Here is a 16900-nt window from a genome sequence, read left to right on the forward strand (position 1 = left end):
GCGGCCCGCGGGTCACCCGAGGGCGCTGAAGGTGGCCGCCGCGCTGCTGCGGTCGGTCCGCAACTGCCACGCCACGTCCGCGATTTCGTCGGGATCGAGGGTGGAGTTCCCGACGTCGCCGAAGTCCTGCGGGCGGGACGCGATCATCGCGTGGATGTCGCCGCGTTCGATGAGCCCGCCGATGACCAGGCTGCCGGCGTACACGCCCTTGTCGGCGAGCGCGGCGTTGAGGGTCAGCGCGTAGCTGTGCAGGGCGGCGGACAGCACCGCGAGATTGCCGAGTGCGGGCATGGGTGTCACCGCGCTGAGGCCGGTCGCGAACAGCAGGCATCCTTCGCCGCGTTCCAGCATGCCGGGGAGCACCCTGGCGACCACGTCCACTGCCGGGTACATCCAGCTCATGGCCGCCCGGACGCTCGCCGAATCGGCCTCGGTGATCGGCTTCGGGAATCCCTCGGGGTCGGTGGAGGCCGGGCCGTAGTAGACGGTGTCGATGGTCCCGAAGCGTTCGGTGACGGCGTCGAGCACGGCGAGGAGCTTGTCGCGGTCGCGTACGTCGGCGGTGTAGGCGGCGGCCTCCGCGCCTGTCCCGGCCAGCGCGGCGAGATAGGCGGCGTGCCTGGTGGCGGTGCGCGAGACGAGGGCCACCGCGTAGCCCTCGCGGGCGAAGCGGTGTGCGACGGACATTCCGAGCCCGGGACCGACCCCGATCACGACGGCGGTCCTGCGCGCCGAGTGCGAGGTGGCGGCGGACGAGGCTTCGGGCGTCGGGGCGGAAGCGGGAGCGGGCGCAGCGGCGGAAGCGGAAGCGGCGGCGGCGGCGGACGGGGAACCGGAAGCGGACATGGGCGGACACCCTCGATTCAGGCGTGCGGAGGCTAAGTTGAGGAAGCCCTCAACTTCTTGTCCGCGACGCTAGCAGGAACTTGAGGCGTCCCTCAATTTCATAGGATGGGCCCATGCCCGCCAGAATCAGGCCGCTGCGCGCCGACGCCGCCCGCAATCGCGACAAATTGCTCGCCGCGGGCACCCAGGTCTTCGCCGAGCGCGGCCTCGACGCTCCCCTGGAGGAAGTCGCCCGCCGCGCCGGCGTCAGCATCGGCACGCTGTACAACCACTTCCCCACGCGCCAGGCGTTCCTGGTCGCGATCCTGCCCGGGCGCCTGGAGCCCCTGGAGCGGATCACCGCGGCGGCGCTCGCCGACCCCGACCCCTGGACCGGGTTCGTCGCCTACCTCGACGGGCTCTTCGCGCTCCAGGCCGCCGACCGCGGGCTCAACGACGCCGTGGCCCGGCAGTTCCGCCAGGTCGGCGACGTGCACGAGAGTTGCCCGCGCGGCCTGGAGGACGCCACCCGGATCATCGAGCGCGCCCGGCGCAGCGGCCGGCTGCGGGCCGACTTCGAGGTCGACGACCTGGTCGTCATGATCTGGGCGATGTCCCAGGTGATCCGCGAGTCGGCCGACACGGCACCGGACGCCTGGCGGCGATGCCTCTCCTTCTTCCTGCACGGCCTCGACGCCGGGCCGGGCGCCGCGGCCCAGGACGACACGGCACCCGGGCGCCCCGCCGCGCCCTGACCCGAGGGGCGCGGCGCGACGGCGCCCCGACGTCGCCGCCGCCGCGCCGCCCCGCGGCAACTGCACAGCTCGATGTGTTGAAGCCGTCGCCTTCCGGTTCTAATGTGCGCTCATCAATCGTCGTCGCGATTTACGGAGCCGCTCGTCCATGAGTGCCATGAACCCGCATGCCGGCCTGCCGATCACCGACGACGACGCGGCGATCGCGGCCGCCCTGGAGGACGTCAGCATCCCGACGCTCCTCCTGTCCCTCGTGCACATGACGGGCGACCCGTCGTACATCCGCGGACCGATCCGGCCGCGCATGCTGGTGCTGAACGAGGTGCAGGGGTTCCTGCCCGAGGAGGAGAAGGCCGAGGCGCGGCGGATGGCGCTGGAGGCGATCAAGGCGTACCGCGACGGCGGTTGCGTCCTGCCGCCGCCGCCGGGACCGGAGCTGATCCGGGAGATGATGAGCTGGGTGGCGTGCGAGGACGTACCGGAGGAGTACGTCCCGATGCTGTTGGAGGAGATGGAGCTCGACGGCGTCGACGCACGCCGCGTCGAGGTGCACGCGGACGCGGACGCGCGCGAGGCGTTCCCGGTCGTGGTGATCGGCTGCGGGCAGTCGGGCCTGCTGGCCGGGATCCGGCTCAAGGAGGCCGGGATCCCGTTCACGATCGTCGAGAAGAACCCAGGTGTAGGCGGCACGTGGTGGGAGAACTCGTACCCCGGCTGCCGGGTGGACGTCGGCAACCACTTCTACTGCTACTCGTTCGAACCCAGCGACCACTGGACCGAGTTCTTCTCACAGCAGCCCGAACTCCAGCGGTACTTCCAGGACGTGATGAAGCGTCACGCGATCGAGTCGCACATCCGCTTCAACACCGAGGTCGAGGGCGCGGTCTGGGACGAGCCGTCCGCCACCTGGCGGGTCACGGTACGCACGCCCGAGGGCGCCACCGAGGTCCTGACCGCCCGCGCGGTCATCTCGGCGGTGGGCCTGCTCAACCGCCCTAGGCTCCCCGAGATCCCCGGCATCGAGGACTTCGAGGGTCCCGCGTTCCACTCCGCGCAGTGGGACCACTCGGTCGACTACCGCGGCAAGCGCGTCGCCATGATCGGCGCGGGTGCGAGCGGCTTCCAGATCGCCCCGACCATCGCCCCGGACGTCGCGCATCTGACCGTCTTCCAGCGCACCGCGCAGTGGATGTTCCCCAACCCGAACTACCACGAGAAGGTCGGCCCCGGGGTGCGCTGGGCTATGCGCCACCTCCCCTTCTACGGCCGCTGGTACCGCTTCCTGATCTTCTGGCCGGGCAGCGACGGCGCCCTGATGAGCGCCCGCATCGACCCCGAATGGCCGCACCAGGACCGGTCCGTCAGCGAACGCAACGACTTCACCCGGCAGATCTTCACCGACTGGATCACCAGCCAGGTCGGTGACGACGCGGCCCTGCTGGCGAAGGTGCTCCCCGACTACCCGGCCACCGGCAAGAGGACCCTCCAGGACAACGGCAGTTGGCTGCGCGCCCTCAAGCGCGACAACGTGGACCTGGTCCGCGAGGGCATCGCCCGCATCGAGAAGGACGCCGTCGTCACCGTCTCCGGCGAGCGCCACGAGGCCGACGTCATCGTCTACGCGACCGGCTTCCAGGCCAACCGCTACCTCTACCCCATGCACATCGTCGGCCGCGACGGAGCCGTCCTCGCCGACCAGTGGGGCGACGAACCCAACGCCTACCTCGGCATAGCGGTGCCGAACTTCCCGAACTTCTACTGCATGTACGGCCCGGGGACCAACCTCGCCCACGGCGGCAGCCTGATCTTCCACTCCGAGTGCCAGATGCGGTACATCGCGGGCTGCATCGACGAGTTGGTCCGCAACGGCCACCGCACACTGGAGCCGCGCGCCGAGGTCACCGAGGCGTACCACACCCGCCACCAGACCGAGATCAAGAAGCTGGTGTGGTCCCACGAGACCATCAAGCACTCCTGGTTCAAGAACCAGAGCGGCGACATCCACACCGTCAGCCCCTGGCGCCTCGTCGACTACTGGGAATGGACCAAGCGCCCCAACCTGGACGACTTCACCGTCCGCTGACGGCCGGCGCCCCTGCGGACGCCGCGGACGGTGCGTGGCGCGCCGCGGCTACAGCGTGAGTTCCATGCGTTGTTCGATGGCGTCGACTCCCCACTTGTGGGCGGGTTCGGAGTGGGTGAGGCGGAAGCCGGCGGACTTGTAGAGCTGGTGGGCGGCTTCGAGGCCGGCGACGGTCCACAGGTAGACGCCGATGGCGCGGCGGGCGCGGGCCTCGTCCATGGCGGCTTCGAAGAGTGCGCGGCCCAGGCCCCGGCCGCGCGCCCGCGGGTCGAGGACCACCCAGCGCAGTTGGCACCAGCCGGGGGCCTCGTCGCCGCGCGTCAGGCCGGTGGCGCCGACGACCTCGCCGTCGAGTTCGGCGACCCACAGGCGGCCGGCGTCGTAGGTGCCGTCGCGGTCCCAGGCGAGCCAGAGGTCGGCAAGGCCCGAGGCGACGTACGCCTCCATCGTGGTGTCCATGCCGTACTCGTGCGCGTAGATCACGCCGTGCAGTGCCGCGACCGCGCCCAGGTCGCCGGGCCTGGTGCCGTCACGGATGCTCGCCGGGGCGTTGGCCATGGGTCTATCCTCCACTGAAACACTCGTTTCAGTGGAGGATAGACCCATGGCCTTGGATACGGAACCCTCTCCGCGGCAGCGGGAACTCCTCGCCGCGACCCGCGCGTACGTGGCGGAGAACAACCTCAGCGACCTGTCGCTGCGCCCTCTCGCCGCCGCCATCGGGTCGAGTCCGCGGGTGCTGCTCTATCTCTTCGGGTCGAAGGAGGGCCTGATCCGCGACGTGCTCGCCGATGGCCGCAAGGAGCAGTTGGACCTGGTCGAGCGGGCCACCGCCGAGGCCGACGGCCCGCGCGCGGTCCTCGAACTCCTGTGGCGGTGGGTCACCGATCCGGGCCACCGCACCGTGCTGCGCCTGTTCTTCGAGGGGTACGTCCGCGGCTGCGGCCCCCAGGCCGCCACCGGACCGTGGACCGGCTTCGCGGTCGCGTCCCTGGACGACTGGCTGCCCCCGCTGGAACGCCTGTTGGAAGGCCACCGCATACCGGCCACCCTGGCGCTCGCCGTGATGCGCGGGCTCCTGCTCGACCTGGTGGCCGACGTCCCCGGCGAGGGCGCCGCGGCCGCGGCGCGGGCCACCGAGCGGCGGGTGGACCAGGCGTGGCGGGCGTTTCTCGACGAAGCGTTCGGGCCGGAGACGACGCCCGGGGACTGACGGCTCACGGGCCCGGTACGCTCCCTCCGACCTCCCGTCCCGATCGGAGCCCGTCCGTGCCCCGCCTCCCGCGTCGCGCCGCCACCGCCGACGACGGCGACACCGCCGCCCCGGCGCGCGCCGTCACAAGCACCTCCGCCGGCGCTCCCGCGAGCATTCCCGCGAGCACAGGCACCGGCAGAAACCCGGCCACGGGCGTACCCGAACCGCGGCCGGACGGGGGTGACGCGGGTGAGCCCCTGGCGAAGGCCGCGGCTCCCCCGGGCGGCGCGCAGGGCTCCGGTGGCGCCGCCGGGCGGCCGTCGTACGCGCACCTGTCCTGGCTGCGCGTCATCGCCATCGTCGCGGTGGTCGCCATCCACACCACCGGCATGACGATGACCGACGAGGGCCTGCGCGGCAGCGCCGTGTGGTGGACCGCGGCGATCGTCAACGTCGGATCGACGTGGGCCGTCCCGGTGTTCGTGATGATCAGCGGGGCGCTGCTGCTCGGCCCGGCCCGCGAGGGCGAGGACGCGGTCGGGTTCTATCGCCGCCGCCTCGCACGCATCGCGGTGCCGCTGGTGTTCTGGCACGCCTTCTACATCGGCTTCAAGATGTGGGTGAAGGACTACCGGCCGGCGGTCGAGAAGGTCGTCGGCGACATGCTGCTCGCCAGGACGTACACCGCCCTGTACTTCTTCTGGCTGATCCTCGGGCTGTACCTGCTCGTCCCGGTGCTGCGCGTCTTTCTCGCGCACGCGTCGGCGCGCGACCGCTACCTCGTCACCGGGATCGCCCTCACGTTCGGCCTCGGCGTGCAGATCACCAACGCGTACATCAACGTGCGGCAGCTCGGCGCGCCGGCGCTGCGGCTGACCGCGCCGACGTACTTCCTGCCGTACGTCGGCTACTTCATGCTCGGGTACGTCCTGCGCGACGTCGTGCTGACAGCCCGTCAGCGGGCGGCCGCCGCTCTCGTGCTGCTCCTGGCGCTCGCCGAGTTGGTCTGGCAGCACACCCAAGCGGCCGACCTGCCACTCGACTTCGCGGTGGCACTGCCGCCCAACACACTCGGCTCGGTGGCGGCGCTGGCGGCCGCGCTGGTTTTCCTCCTGGCACGCGGCACGCTGGACCGCGGCGGCCGGGCCGGCCGGGCGGCGAGCGACCGGGTGCTGGGGGTGTTCGGCTGCCATCTGGCGGTGCTGCACGGCATGCAGCGCTGGTTCGGCATGCCCGACGGGGCGACCACCCTGCCGGGTCTCGGGCTGCTGCTCGGCGCGACCCTCGCCGCGTCCTTCGCCATCAGCTTTGCCGCAGCGCGAATTCCGCTGCTGAACAGGGCTTTCTGATCACTCACTGAACCAAACGACTGACCCACAAATGGGGGTTGGCTCGCACCCCGCGGAGGCTTGGCAATACGGTTCTGCGCATGTTTCCGACTCAGGACCCCTACGGCCCCCAGCAGTACGCCCCCACTCCTGGGCAGGGCACCCGCTCCCCCTGGATCGTGACGGCCGCAACGGCGGTAGTGGCACTCGCGTTGGTCGGCGGGGTGACCTCGATGAGCGGCGGGAACGACGGCGGCACCGCACCCGTCGCCGCCCCCGGCGACGCGCCCACCGGGCGGATGCCGAGCGGCCTGCCCACGGACTTCCCGTCGATGCCCTCGTTCACCGCCCGGCCGACCGGCCCCGCGGCCCCGACCGGCGGCACGCCCACCACCGGTGTTCCGGAGACGACGAAGTCCGGCGGCTGGGACACCGCGGAGGGCGACACCGACCCGTTCACCACGCAGGAATGGTTCCCCGACGTCGGCGACTTCTCGATCCAGAAGCGGCCGTACGTGCAGCTCGCCCAGGACGAACGCAACTGCACCGCCGCCGAGTCCGCCATGCGGTCGCTGTTCTCCGACGACTGCATCGGCATCCTGCGGTCCCTGTGGACCACCCCGAACAAGAAGTACGTCGGGCAGTTGTCGGTCATCTCGTTCACCGACAAGGCCTCGGCGAAGTCCATCCAGAACCGGCTGTCGGCGGGTCAGAGCAACGGCGCGTACGTCCTGTTCATCACGCCTCCCTCGGGGTCCGGCGTGAAGTTCTCCGAGCAGTCCCCCACCTGGGTGGGCACCACGACCTCCGGCCACTACATGATCGTGATCGAGGTCGCGCTCAGCAGCGGCGGGGCCATCGACGCGAACGCCAAGCTGATGTACGACGACCTCTACCTGGTCGCGCTCGACCACATCAACGCCCAGATGTGGGAGTAGCGCCCGGAGTTCCCGGGCGCGTTCGGCGGTCCCGGCCGGGTCCTCAGGTGCCCGGCAGCGCGTACGCGCCGGCCCTGAGGCCCGCGAGCACGCGCGTCGCGGTCTCCTCGGCGGTCCAGCCCGTCGAGTCCACGACGTGCGCCTCCAACTCGGCGAGCCCGGAGAACTGCCGGTGCAGGGAGCGGACCGGTTCGGGAGCGGTCAGTGCGCCCTCTCCGGTCCGGGCGGTGGCGCGGCGCACGGTGGTGTCCTGGTCCGGGCGCAGCACGACGTACTGCATGGGGATGCCGGTACCGTCGCGCGCCTCGTGGTAGCTGCCGAGGAACCACGGCCCCACGATGCCGTCCACCACGACGGTGTAGCCGCCCTGCGCGTAGCCGAAGGCGGCCCGCGCGAGCACGCCGACGACGACCTCGTTCTGCCGGTGCGCCTCCGGGCGGTACGCGGCGATCGCGCCCCGCCTGATGTAGTGCCAAAAGTCGTCGGTGTGCAGGTGGACGCTCGGCTCGTACGCGTCGGCCAGCAGCCCCGCGACCGTGCTCTTGCCCGCTCCCGGCGGCCCCGTCAGCACGATCACCTGGCCGTGGTGGGCATCCGTGTCGCGCGCTCCGGCGAAGGTCATCGCCCGGTCCTCCCCGCTGCTGTCCGTCCCCGTGTCCTGGTACGTGCCCGCGCCTCGGGCCGTCCCCGGGCACTCGTGCCGCCGGGGCCGGCGTCGCACCGGGGCGCCGCACAAGATCGCCATCATGGCAGCCCGGTCCGGTGGTCGCCCCTGGGTATCCGTGCTCAAGTGGGGTGACGGCAGGGACGCCCCGCCCGCGTGCGCGGGCGCATATCGGGAGGTGGCGGGTGGCCGACGGCGGCCTGACGGGGCTGGGAGCCGGGCCGAGGGCCGGGCTCCGCACGTTGCGGGCGTAATCCCTATGGAGGAACAGCTTCCACCCGATCACCACGCGGGCCTGGCGACGCGCCTCAACTGGCTGCGCGCGGCCGTGCTCGGGGCGAACGACGGCGTGGTGTCCACGGCGGGCATCGTGCTGGGCGTCGCAGGCGCGGCGGGCTCCCGCGCGGCGATCCTCACGGCCGGTGTGGCCGGACTGATGGCGGGTGCGCTGTCGATGGCGGCCGGCGAGTACGTGTCGGTCAGCACGCAGCGGGACGCCGAACGGGCCGCGATCGAGCGGGAGAAGCGCGAGTTGCGCGAGGAACCCGAGGCGGAGTTGGCCGAACTGGTGGCGGCGTACCGGGCCAAGGGCCTGTCGGCCGAGCTGGCGCGCCAGGTCGCGGTGGAGCTGACCGCCCACGACGCGCTGGCGGCGCACGCCGAGACCGAGCTGCGGCTCGACCCCGACGAGCTGACCGATCCGTGGCAGGCGGCCTTCGCGAGCTTCGGGTCGTTCGCGGTCGGGGCGCTGCTTCCACTGCTGGCGATCCTGCTGCCGCCGGACGGCCTGCGGGTGCCGGTGACCGTGGTGTCGGTGCTCATCGCGCTGACGTTGTGCGGGTGGGCGAGCGCGCGGATGGGCGGATCGCCGCCGCGCGCGTCCGTGCTGCGGAACGTCGCGGGCGGCGGCGTCGCCATGGCGGTCACCTATGTGACGGGCACCTTGCTGCACGTCGGCGGTGTGTGAGGGCGGGTGCTGCGGTGAGGGCGGATGCCGCGGGTGAGGGCGGGTGCCGCGGGTGAGGGCGGGTGCCGCGGATGAGGGCCGGGGCGGCACTCCGGGCATGCGGTTCGCCCCGGCGGGGCGTCACTTCAGTTGTGCGTAGCGGTCCAGAGCGGCCTGGAAGGCCGAGGGGCCGACGTTCAGGGGTGCGGTGAACGGGTCGCGGAGCTGGAAGACCAGCAGGATGCCGAATCCGACGACGGCGCCCGCGAGTCCGAGGACGGCGATGTTGCGGATGTTGGCCGTCATGCCGACCAGCGGCGGATAGACCAGCACGAGCAGACCGGCCGCGACCATCACGCCGAACAGGATGGGCGGCGAGACCGAGTCGAGGTCGGCGAGCCGCGCGTACCGCTTGACGTAGACCTCGTCGAGCGCGGCGGAGGTCGCGTCGTACGCCGCCTCGCGCCGGTCCGCCGGGACCGCGGCCAACGCGCTCTGCACGGCGTCGAGTTGCTCCCACGACGTCGGTGACGCGCGGTGCTTGGCGAGGTCGGGCCACTCGTCGTCGACCACGGAGCGCGTGTAGACGGTGATGCGGTCGCGGATCGCGTCGCGGTCCTGCGGGGCGAGTTCGCCGGCCCGCGCGTACGCCTTCGCGAGTACGCGTGCCTCCTCGTGCGCGTGCGACCGTGCCACGGACTGGAGTTGCCAAGCGCCGACGATGAGGAAGCCGGTGACGAGGACGAACGACGAGAGGACGACGCCGCCCGCGAAGGTGAGCGCCTGCGGGGTGAACGAGCCTTCCACGCTGCGCGCGCTGCGGCCGAGCCACACGGCGGCGCCGACCGCGAGACCGGCGCCCAGGACGGTGCACAGTGTCCAGACCACGATGGTGAGCGTCATGACGACGGCCTCCCGGTTCCGCCGCGGCCTTCGCCGCCGCCTCGGGTGGCGGCGGCGAGCGCCGCGGGAACGATGGCGAGCAGGAGCGCGAATCCAAGCCAGGTCGCGAGGTCCCAGACGCCGCTTTCCTCCTCCGGCTCGGCGGCCGCGGCGGGCCGCCTGGTCGGGAAGGGCGCCGCGGCGGGCGGAGCCGGCGGTGCGGGCGGAACGACCACCGGCTCCGGCGCGGGGGGCCGGGGCGCGGGCGGCGGGACCACCCGGTCCACCGCGACCGGAACGACCGTACGTGGGGCGGGCGGAGGCGAGGGCGGCGGTGCGGGCGGCGGAGGCGGTGTGGGCCTGGGGGCCGGCGGCGGGGGCGGAGGTGTCGGCTTGGGCGCGGGAGGAGGCGGGGGCGGCGGAGGTGGCGGCGGAGGCGGTGGCGGAGGCGGGTTGAAGTCGACGCCGACATTGTTGTCCTGGTTGACCACGCCTCCGCCGGGGTCGTTGTTGTGCTGGATGACCGTGATGCCGGGCGACGGTTTGCCGGGGGCGGGCGGCTTCGCGGGCGGGGGAACCGCCGGGGTGGGTGCGGCGGACGGTGCCGGCGGGAGTGCGGCCGGGCGCCCCGCCGGGTTCGGGCACGGGCACGAGCAATGCGTGCGGCCGAGCAGCGGCACCGCGGCGAGGGCGCGTACGACGGCGGAGACCGGATCGCAGGGCAGCAGCGGCAAGGCGCCGGCGCGCGGCTTGGATCGGTGGCCGGGCTGATCACCGGGCTGATCATCGGGCTTACTACCGGGCTGATGAGTTGTCAGAACCCGGACCGCGGACGGTGGTTGGGCAAGCGACTGGAAAGGCGGTGCGGACGGGGCGGGCAACGCGGCGGCTGGGTGGGCGACGGCGGCCAAGGCACAGGCCGCGAGGGGCACCGCGCCGAGCATGGCGCGCGGTACCGGACGGACGTACTTCACAAGCATGGTCTCAGGGTGGGTGACGACCGGGCGGCCGGGAACGAGATCGCCGCAAGATAGCCCGTTCGTGTATCGGCCGCGCGACATTGTCACGTTCTGCCGCTTTCAACCACACACTTTCGTGTTATTGATCACCATCTTTCCCACCGCCCAGGATGGTTGGCGCAAGCCCGAGTTCCGGGTTCTCGGGCGGTTCCAGGGGAGGTCATGTCTGATGACGGTCGACGCGGATTACGACATCGAGGCGAACGGCGGAGACCCGCGACAGAGCCTCGGAACGGCCGCGGCACGCAACCTCGCCACGACCACCAAGTCCGCCCCGCAGATGCAGGGCATCAGTTCGCGGTGGCTGCTGCGGATGCTGCCGTGGGTGAACGTCGCGGGCGGCACCTACCGGGTCAACCGGCGGCTGTCGTACTCGGTGGGCAAGGGGCGCGTGAGCTTCGCGCAGACCGCCGACACGGTGCAGGTGGTACCCCCCACGCTGTGCGAACTCCCGCTGCTGCGCGGCTTCGAGGACGACGAGGTCCTGGCCGCCATCGCGGCGCGCTTCCAGCAGCGCGAGTTCGCGGCGGGCGAGGTCATCACCGAGGCGGGGCAGCCGATGGACCAGGTACACCTGGTCGCACACGGCAAGATCAACAAGTTGGGGGACGGCAAGTACGGGGACCAGACCGTGGTCGGCGTGCTCGCGGGGGGCGACCACTTCGGCGACGAGGCGCTGGTCGAAGAGGACGCGCGCTGGCCGTACAACGCGACCGCGTCGACGTCGGGCACGCTGATGACGCTGCCCCGGCAGGCGTTCCAGGCGCTGGTCGACCAGTCCCCCGAACTGCTGGTGCAGATCGCGCAGTTCCTGGCCAGCGCCCAGCAGTCGACGAACAGGCACGGCGAGGCGGCGATCGAGCTGGCGGCCGGCCACGAGGGCGAGATCGACCTGCCCGGCACGTTCGTGGACTACGAGCTGTCCCCGCGCGAGTACGAACTGAGCGTCGCCCAGACGGTGTTGCGGGTGCACAGCCGCGTCGCGGACCTCTACAACCAGCCGATGAACCAGATCGAGCACCAGTTGAAGCTCACCATCGAGGCGTTGCGCGAACGTCAGGAGCACGAGCTGGTCAACAACCCCGAGTTCGGCCTGCTGCACAACGCGGACCACGAGCAGCGCATCCACACGCACCACGGTCCGCCCACCCCGGACGACCTGGACGAGCTGCTCGCGCGCCGCCGCGACACGTCGCTGTTCCTGGCGCACCCGCGCACCATCGCGGCGTTCGGGCGCGAGTGCAACCGGCTCGGGCTCTACCCGGACACCGTGCAGTTGCAGGGGAGCAGCGTGCCCGCCTGGCGCGGCGTGCCCGTCCTGCCGTGCAACAAGATCCCCATCCAGGACGGCCACACGTCGAGCATCATCGCGATGCGTCTCGGCGAGGACAACCAGGGCGTCGTCGGACTCCACCAGACGGGCCTGCCCGACGAGTTCGAGCCCGGACTGTCGGTGCGGTTCATGGGGATCAACGAAAAGGCGGTCATCTCGTACCTGGTGAGCGCCTACTACTCGGCGGCCGTACTCGTGCCGGACGCGCTCGGCGTCCTGGAGAACGTCGAGATCGCCCGCCCGCGCGACTGATCCCGCGGGGCCACGGACGGGGTACGGCCGTGCCGCGCGCACGGCCGTACCCCCGCACGACCCTGACCCTTCCGACCCCACGAACCCCCGCAAGGGGACACGCACACTAAGGGGCCGTCATGAGTTGGTCCGGATTCTTCATCATCCTCGGGACGCTGGTCGGCGTCGCCGCGTGCATCTACGTGGTGCAGCGGTTCGTCCCGCACCCGCTGCGCGAGCAGCACAACGACGTCGCGGGGTTCATCTTCGCGGCGGTCGGCGTCCTGTACGCCGTCCTCCTGGCCTTCGTGGTGATCGCGGTGTGGGAGAACCACGCGACGGCGCGCGAAACCACCTTCAAGGAGGCCGACGAGCTCGCGGGGCTGTACTGGGTCGCACGGGAACTCCCGCTGCCACTCGGTGCGGAGCTGGAAAAGCAGACGCTCGATTACGCAAAAACGGTCATGCACAAGGAATGGCCGATGATGACCGAGCACAAGAGCAGCCCCGAGGCCACCCAGCTGGTCTACGGCCTGCGCGAGAGCGTCATGTCGTACACGCCGGGCGGTCCCCGCGAGGAGATCCTGTACGAGCGCGCCGTCAACCACCTGGAGGACATGGCCTCCGCACGGCGCGAGCGGCTCAACCAGGTCGACGAGGACGTGCCCACGCTGCTGTGGATCGCGCTGATCGCGGGGGCGGCCCTGACCATCGGCTTCACGTTCCTGTTCGGGCTGTCGAACACCTTCTCGCACGGCCTCATGGTGCTGATGCTGAGCGGGCTGATCGTGGTGTCGCTGGTGGTGATCAAGGAAATGGACTTCCCGTACAACGGGGTGACGAAGATCCATCCGACGGCCTTCGAAGTGTTCCTCGACCGGCTGCCACCACCGAGGACGGTGTAGCACCGGGCGCGCTCGACGCCCTGGGCCGGTCCGGCCGCCGCCGGACCGGCCCTGGGCCGTCCTTGCAACCTGACGAGCCGTCACTTAACGTCGCGAAGCAGGGGCCAATCGAGGAGGCGGCATGGCACGGATCGAGATCCCGGACGGCGACACGCCCGAGGTGGTGCGGGCGCTCACGCTGGCGCCGCATTTCGCCGAGGTGGTGTGGGCGTACGAGCAGGCGGTCGCCAAGAGCCCCCTGGACCGGCGGCTGCACGAGCTGGTGCGCATGCGCATCGCGCTGATCAACGAGTGCGTGGTGTGCCTGAACTGGCGGAACAAGGACTGGGGCGTGACCGAGGAGGAGCTCGCCGCGGTCGGCGACTACGCCGCCAGTGACCTGTTCTCGGCGCAGGAGAAGCTCGTCCTCGAGTACGCCGAGCGCTTCGCGACCGACTCCGCGCGCATCGCCGACGACCTGATCGAACGCCTGGTCGAGCAGCTGGGCGCGGCGGGGGTCGCAGACCTGACCCTGGTGGCCGGCAAGTACCTCGCGATGGGCCGCTTCATGCAGGTCCTGGGGCTGGACCAGGCATGCAACCTGGTCTTCGACGACAGCGGCGAACTCGTCGTCACGACCGCCTGAGCCGTCGGGGCACAGCGCCGTTCGTCGTTGCGCCGACGCTGATTGCCGACGCCGTACGTCGCGAGCGGGGAGGCTCGCGGCGTACGGCGCACTCGGCTGCCGCCCCGCGCCCGGCCGGGGCCAGGTGTCAGGTATCAGGTATCAGGTGCCTGATGCCGGAGTGCCGCGGCGGTTGTCAGTACCGGCGGTCCACCACCGCCCCGGTCGCCGCCGTCCACACGATGTACCCGAACTGGAAGTCCGACCTGCGGCCGCCCGGCACCGCGTACTCGTCGCTCGTCGGGTATCCGAGATAGGAACGCTCGGCGCCGCGTGCGGTCCACCGGGTCCGGATCAGGCCGTGCACCTCGTGCGCGCCGGTCGCTGGCGACCACAAGACGGCGCCGCCCTCGAACGTGTTGGCGCGGCCGCGGCCGTCCGCCGTGGGCGTCTCGTCGGTGGTCGGGAAGCCGAGGATGCCGCCGTCCCAGCCGAACTGGCCGTACTTCGTGAAGATCGCGCCGTACACGCTGCGTGCGCCGGTCGAGCTCTTCCAGTAGACGGCGCCGTTCTGGAAGTTGTTGTAGCGGCCCGCTCCGCTGCGCGTCGTGGCCTCGTCGGTGGTCGGGTAGCCGTTCGGCCCGCGCTCCCAGCCGAGCGCCGCCCACTTGGTGCGGATCGCGCCGTAGACGAGATGCGCCCCGGTCCCGGGCGTCCAGTACGACGACGCGCCGTTCGCAAAGTGGTTGAAGCGCCCGACCCCGTCCGGGGTGCGCGTCTCGTCGGTGAGTGGTGCGCCGAACACCGGGGCGCCGCCGCCCGCGAGGTAGTTGCCGAGGATCATGCCGTGCACCTCGTGCACCCCCGCCGCGGGCGTCCAGTACGCACGTCCGCCCGCGAAGTCCCGGTGGCGCAGCGCCGCATCGCCCGTCTCCGGCCCCGTCGGCGCGCCGAGCAGCGTGCGGAAGGCGGCGTCCGTCGCGTACCGCCGGTCGATCGGGGTCAGGTAGTTCGTGGTCAGCGTGACGTCGCCGTCGGGCATGACGAGTTCGCGTGACCTGGACCCGCCGTCCGCCCACGACGCGAAGGTGGCTACGCCGTCGACCGCGACCTCGGGGGCTATCACCGTGACCCGCGCCCCGACCGTCAGCGGCACGCTCCGCACGGCCATGGCGTTGACCGTCACCGCGGCGGGGGTGGTGCCCGCGATCGTGAGGGTGCGGAGTTTGGGCTTGGCCGTGTAGGTCGTACTGGCCACCACGCCGTCGCCGTCCGTCGCGGACGCGGTGACGACCAGACTCGTGTTGTCGCCGTGGTCGGTGAACGGCACCGCGTACGCGGGCCCGTCGAACGACGTGCCCACGTGGTCGTGGCAGTACGGGCCGCTGCAGTGCAGGATCGTCGAGGTCCAGCGGATCGCGAGCGGACCGCTCTCGGCGTCGGTCGCGCTCGCGGTCAGGTGCACCGGGTCGCCGACCTTGAACACCGTGCCCGGCGGCGGCGCGGTGAGCGTCAGCACCGGCGCGTTGTTCGCCGGAACGACGGTGACCTCCACGGTGTTCGCGGCACCCGAGGGGTCGCGCACGGTCAGCCGCGCGGTGAGCGGGCTGGTGCCCGGAGCCGCGTACGTGTGGCTCACCCGGAGCCCCGTCGCACCGGTGCCGTCGCCGAACTCCCAGGTGTACGTGAGCGGATCGCCGTCGAGGTCGGTCGAGCCGCCGCCGTCGAAGGTCACCGTGCGGGTGGCGGCGTCGGTGGTCGTGGTGGCCTGGGCGGTAGGGGCTCGGTTGCCCGGGGCGTAGACGAGCCGGCGCAGCTTGGCACCGACGATGTCGGCGTAGACGATGTCGCCGTTGACCGCGGTGCCGAACTTGACCGGGGCGCCGATGCCGGTGCCGAAGCCGCCGGCCTCGGGGGGCCGGGTGAGGTTGCCGGCGGCGTCGTACTTGAGCGTGTAGAGGCGGTTGGAGCTGTAGTCGCCGAAGAAGTACGCGCCCCGGTAGGCCGCGGGATAGTAGCTCCCAGTGTAGACGACCCCGCCGGTGACGGCGGTGCCCTGCGGGCCGTGCACGTACGTCCACAGCGGCTTGGCGCCGCCCACGCCGCGGCAGGCGTCGAGGTCGGCGTACCCGGGCGAAGGTGCGTTGCCCTCGCGGCAGGGCCAGCCGTAATTGGAACCGGGCCGGATCAGGTTGACCTCCTCCCAGGTGAAGAAGCCGACGTCGCCGAGGACCGGGGCTCCGGTGGCGGGATCGAGGCTGAAGCGGAAGGGGCTGCGGAAGCCGTACGCGTAGATCCGGCTGCGCCACGACGTGGGGTTCGCCGCGTCGTAGAACGGGTTGCCGGACACGCCGCGCCCGTCCGGGTACATGTGGATCAACTTGCCGTAGCCGCCGGAGAGATCCTGCGCGCGGAAGGCGAGCGGGTCGACGAAGCGGTAGTCGGCGCTGTCGCCGATGGAGACCCACAGCGTGCCGTCGGGGGCGGCGATGATCGTGGTGATGGTGTGGGTGTGCGAGTTGGCCACGAGGTCGATGAGGACGCGCGGGTTGGTGAGCCCGCTCGGCTCGCCGGTCCCGGTCCCAGTCCCGGTCCCGGTCCCGGTCCCGGTCCCGGTCCCGGTCACTGTCCACGACTCCAGACGCAGATGCCAGACCCCGTCGACGGTGACGACCCGCGAGGTGTAGATCGTGCGCGAGGTGTTGTAGTCGTGGGCGACCGCGAGCCCGACGAGACCGAGGTCCTGCTCGGTGGTGACCGGCAGTTGGGCGACGGTGCGGGCGGCGCCCGCCGAGGACACCCAGGCGACCCGGCCGTTCTTGCCGGTCGTGAAGTAGCCGCCGTCCGGCGTCCAGGCGAAGTCGGTCAGCAGCTCGGATTGCCCGGTGGGCATGTCGCGCAGTTGGAAGCCGACCGGCAGCGCGGGCGCCGCCGAGGCGGTGCCGCCGCCCCTGAGGACGACGAGGGGTATGGCGAGGAGCGCGGCGAGCAGGACGGTGAGGACGGCTCTTACAGGTCTTACGGCCCTTACGGGCCATACGGCTCTTGCGAGTGTTACGGCTCTTGCGGGTCTTACGGCTCGTGCGGCGGATATATCGGCGGGCTTTGCGTCCATGAAGGCCCCCAAAGAAGGACATACGCCTGCGTACTGCGTATGACGCTTCTAGCAAGGGGCTTGGTTGTGCGGTTGCG

Annotated in this window: 15 protein-coding genes; 9 read left to right on the forward strand and 6 right to left on the reverse strand. The window is 71.5% G+C overall.

Features of this window, described 5'->3' with window-relative positions; genetic code table 11:
- Positions 1–12: 12 nt before the first annotated feature.
- On the reverse strand, positions 13–846 hold the full coding sequence (locus tag ACWD12_RS31485) for an SDR family NAD(P)-dependent oxidoreductase (RefSeq protein WP_450102395.1): 834 nt from the start codon (positions 844–846) through the stop codon (positions 13–15).
- Positions 847–959: 113 nt separating this feature from the next.
- Between ACWD12_RS31485 and ACWD12_RS31490 the strand changes: the two genes are divergently transcribed.
- Positions 960–1580, forward strand: coding sequence for a TetR/AcrR family transcriptional regulator (locus ACWD12_RS31490; protein ID WP_450102396.1), 621 nt, complete (start codon positions 960–962; stop codon positions 1578–1580).
- A gap of 148 nt (positions 1581–1728) precedes the next feature.
- Complete coding sequence (locus ACWD12_RS31495; RefSeq protein ID WP_450102397.1) at positions 1729–3663, forward strand: flavin-containing monooxygenase; 1935 nt, start codon at positions 1729–1731, stop codon at positions 3661–3663.
- Positions 3664–3711: 48 nt separating this feature from the next.
- On the opposite strand, the gene ACWD12_RS31500 is transcribed toward ACWD12_RS31495, so the two are convergent.
- Positions 3712–4221, reverse strand: coding sequence for an N-acetyltransferase family protein (locus ACWD12_RS31500; RefSeq protein WP_450102398.1), 510 nt, complete (start codon positions 4219–4221; stop codon positions 3712–3714).
- A 46-nt stretch (positions 4222–4267) separates the two neighbouring features.
- On the opposite strand from ACWD12_RS31500, the gene ACWD12_RS31505 reads away from it, so the two are divergent.
- From ACWD12_RS31505 to ACWD12_RS31515, 3 genes are all read left to right on the forward strand, one after another.
- Positions 4268–4876 carry a TetR/AcrR family transcriptional regulator gene (locus tag ACWD12_RS31505; RefSeq protein ID WP_450102399.1) on the forward strand — a complete coding sequence of 203 codons (609 nt, stop codon included), beginning with the start codon at positions 4268–4270 and terminating at the stop codon, positions 4874–4876.
- A gap of 56 nt (positions 4877–4932) precedes the next feature.
- Complete coding sequence (locus ACWD12_RS31510; protein ID WP_450102400.1) at positions 4933–6207, forward strand: acyltransferase; 1275 nt, start codon at positions 4933–4935, stop codon at positions 6205–6207.
- A gap of 80 nt (positions 6208–6287) precedes the next feature.
- Positions 6288–7124 (forward strand): hypothetical protein, encoded by an 837-nt coding sequence (locus ACWD12_RS31515; protein ID WP_450102401.1) that lies wholly within the window; start codon positions 6288–6290, stop codon positions 7122–7124.
- 43 nt (positions 7125–7167) lie between these two features.
- Here the strand turns inward: ACWD12_RS31515 and ACWD12_RS31520 are convergent, their stop codons facing one another.
- Positions 7168–7746, reverse strand: a complete 579-nt coding sequence (locus tag ACWD12_RS31520; protein ID WP_450102402.1) for an AAA family ATPase — start codon at positions 7744–7746, stop codon at positions 7168–7170.
- A gap of 301 nt (positions 7747–8047) precedes the next feature.
- Between ACWD12_RS31520 and ACWD12_RS31525 the strand changes: the two genes are divergently transcribed.
- On the forward strand, positions 8048–8755 hold the full coding sequence (locus ACWD12_RS31525) for a VIT1/CCC1 transporter family protein (RefSeq protein ID WP_450102403.1): 708 nt from the start codon (positions 8048–8050) through the stop codon (positions 8753–8755).
- Positions 8756–8875: 120 nt separating this feature from the next.
- Here the strand turns inward: ACWD12_RS31525 and ACWD12_RS31530 are convergent, their stop codons facing one another.
- Positions 8876–9637, reverse strand: coding sequence for a bestrophin-like domain (locus ACWD12_RS31530; RefSeq protein WP_450102404.1), 762 nt, complete (start codon positions 9635–9637; stop codon positions 8876–8878).
- Positions 9634–10350, reverse strand: a complete 717-nt coding sequence (locus ACWD12_RS31535; protein WP_450102405.1) for a hypothetical protein — start codon at positions 10348–10350, stop codon at positions 9634–9636. The genes ACWD12_RS31530 and ACWD12_RS31535 overlap by 4 nt, the downstream gene beginning before the upstream one ends.
- A gap of 454 nt (positions 10351–10804) precedes the next feature.
- Here ACWD12_RS31535 and ACWD12_RS31540 point away from each other — a divergent pair, with 454 nt between their 5' ends.
- From ACWD12_RS31540 to ACWD12_RS31550, 3 genes are all read left to right on the forward strand, one after another.
- On the forward strand, positions 10805–12220 hold the full coding sequence (locus ACWD12_RS31540) for a family 2B encapsulin nanocompartment shell protein (protein ID WP_358348489.1): 1416 nt from the start codon (positions 10805–10807) through the stop codon (positions 12218–12220).
- Positions 12221–12339: 119 nt separating this feature from the next.
- Positions 12340–13104: a bestrophin-like domain gene (locus ACWD12_RS31545; RefSeq protein ID WP_450102406.1), complete on the forward strand. Its 765-nt coding sequence runs from the start codon at positions 12340–12342 to the stop codon at positions 13102–13104.
- A 121-nt stretch (positions 13105–13225) separates the two neighbouring features.
- The gene (locus ACWD12_RS31550; RefSeq protein WP_450102407.1) at positions 13226–13729 is read left to right on the forward strand and encodes a carboxymuconolactone decarboxylase family protein; all 504 of its coding nucleotides are present in this window, start codon (positions 13226–13228) and stop codon (positions 13727–13729) included.
- Between the two features lie 175 nt (positions 13730–13904).
- Here ACWD12_RS31550 and ACWD12_RS31555 read toward each other — a convergent pair whose 3' ends face one another.
- Positions 13905–16823 (reverse strand): PQQ-dependent sugar dehydrogenase, encoded by a 2919-nt coding sequence (locus ACWD12_RS31555; protein ID WP_450102408.1) that lies wholly within the window; start codon positions 16821–16823, stop codon positions 13905–13907.
- Between the last annotated feature and the right edge of the window lie 77 nt (positions 16824–16900).

The sequence above is a fragment of the Streptodolium elevatio genome, from assembly GCF_053592165.1.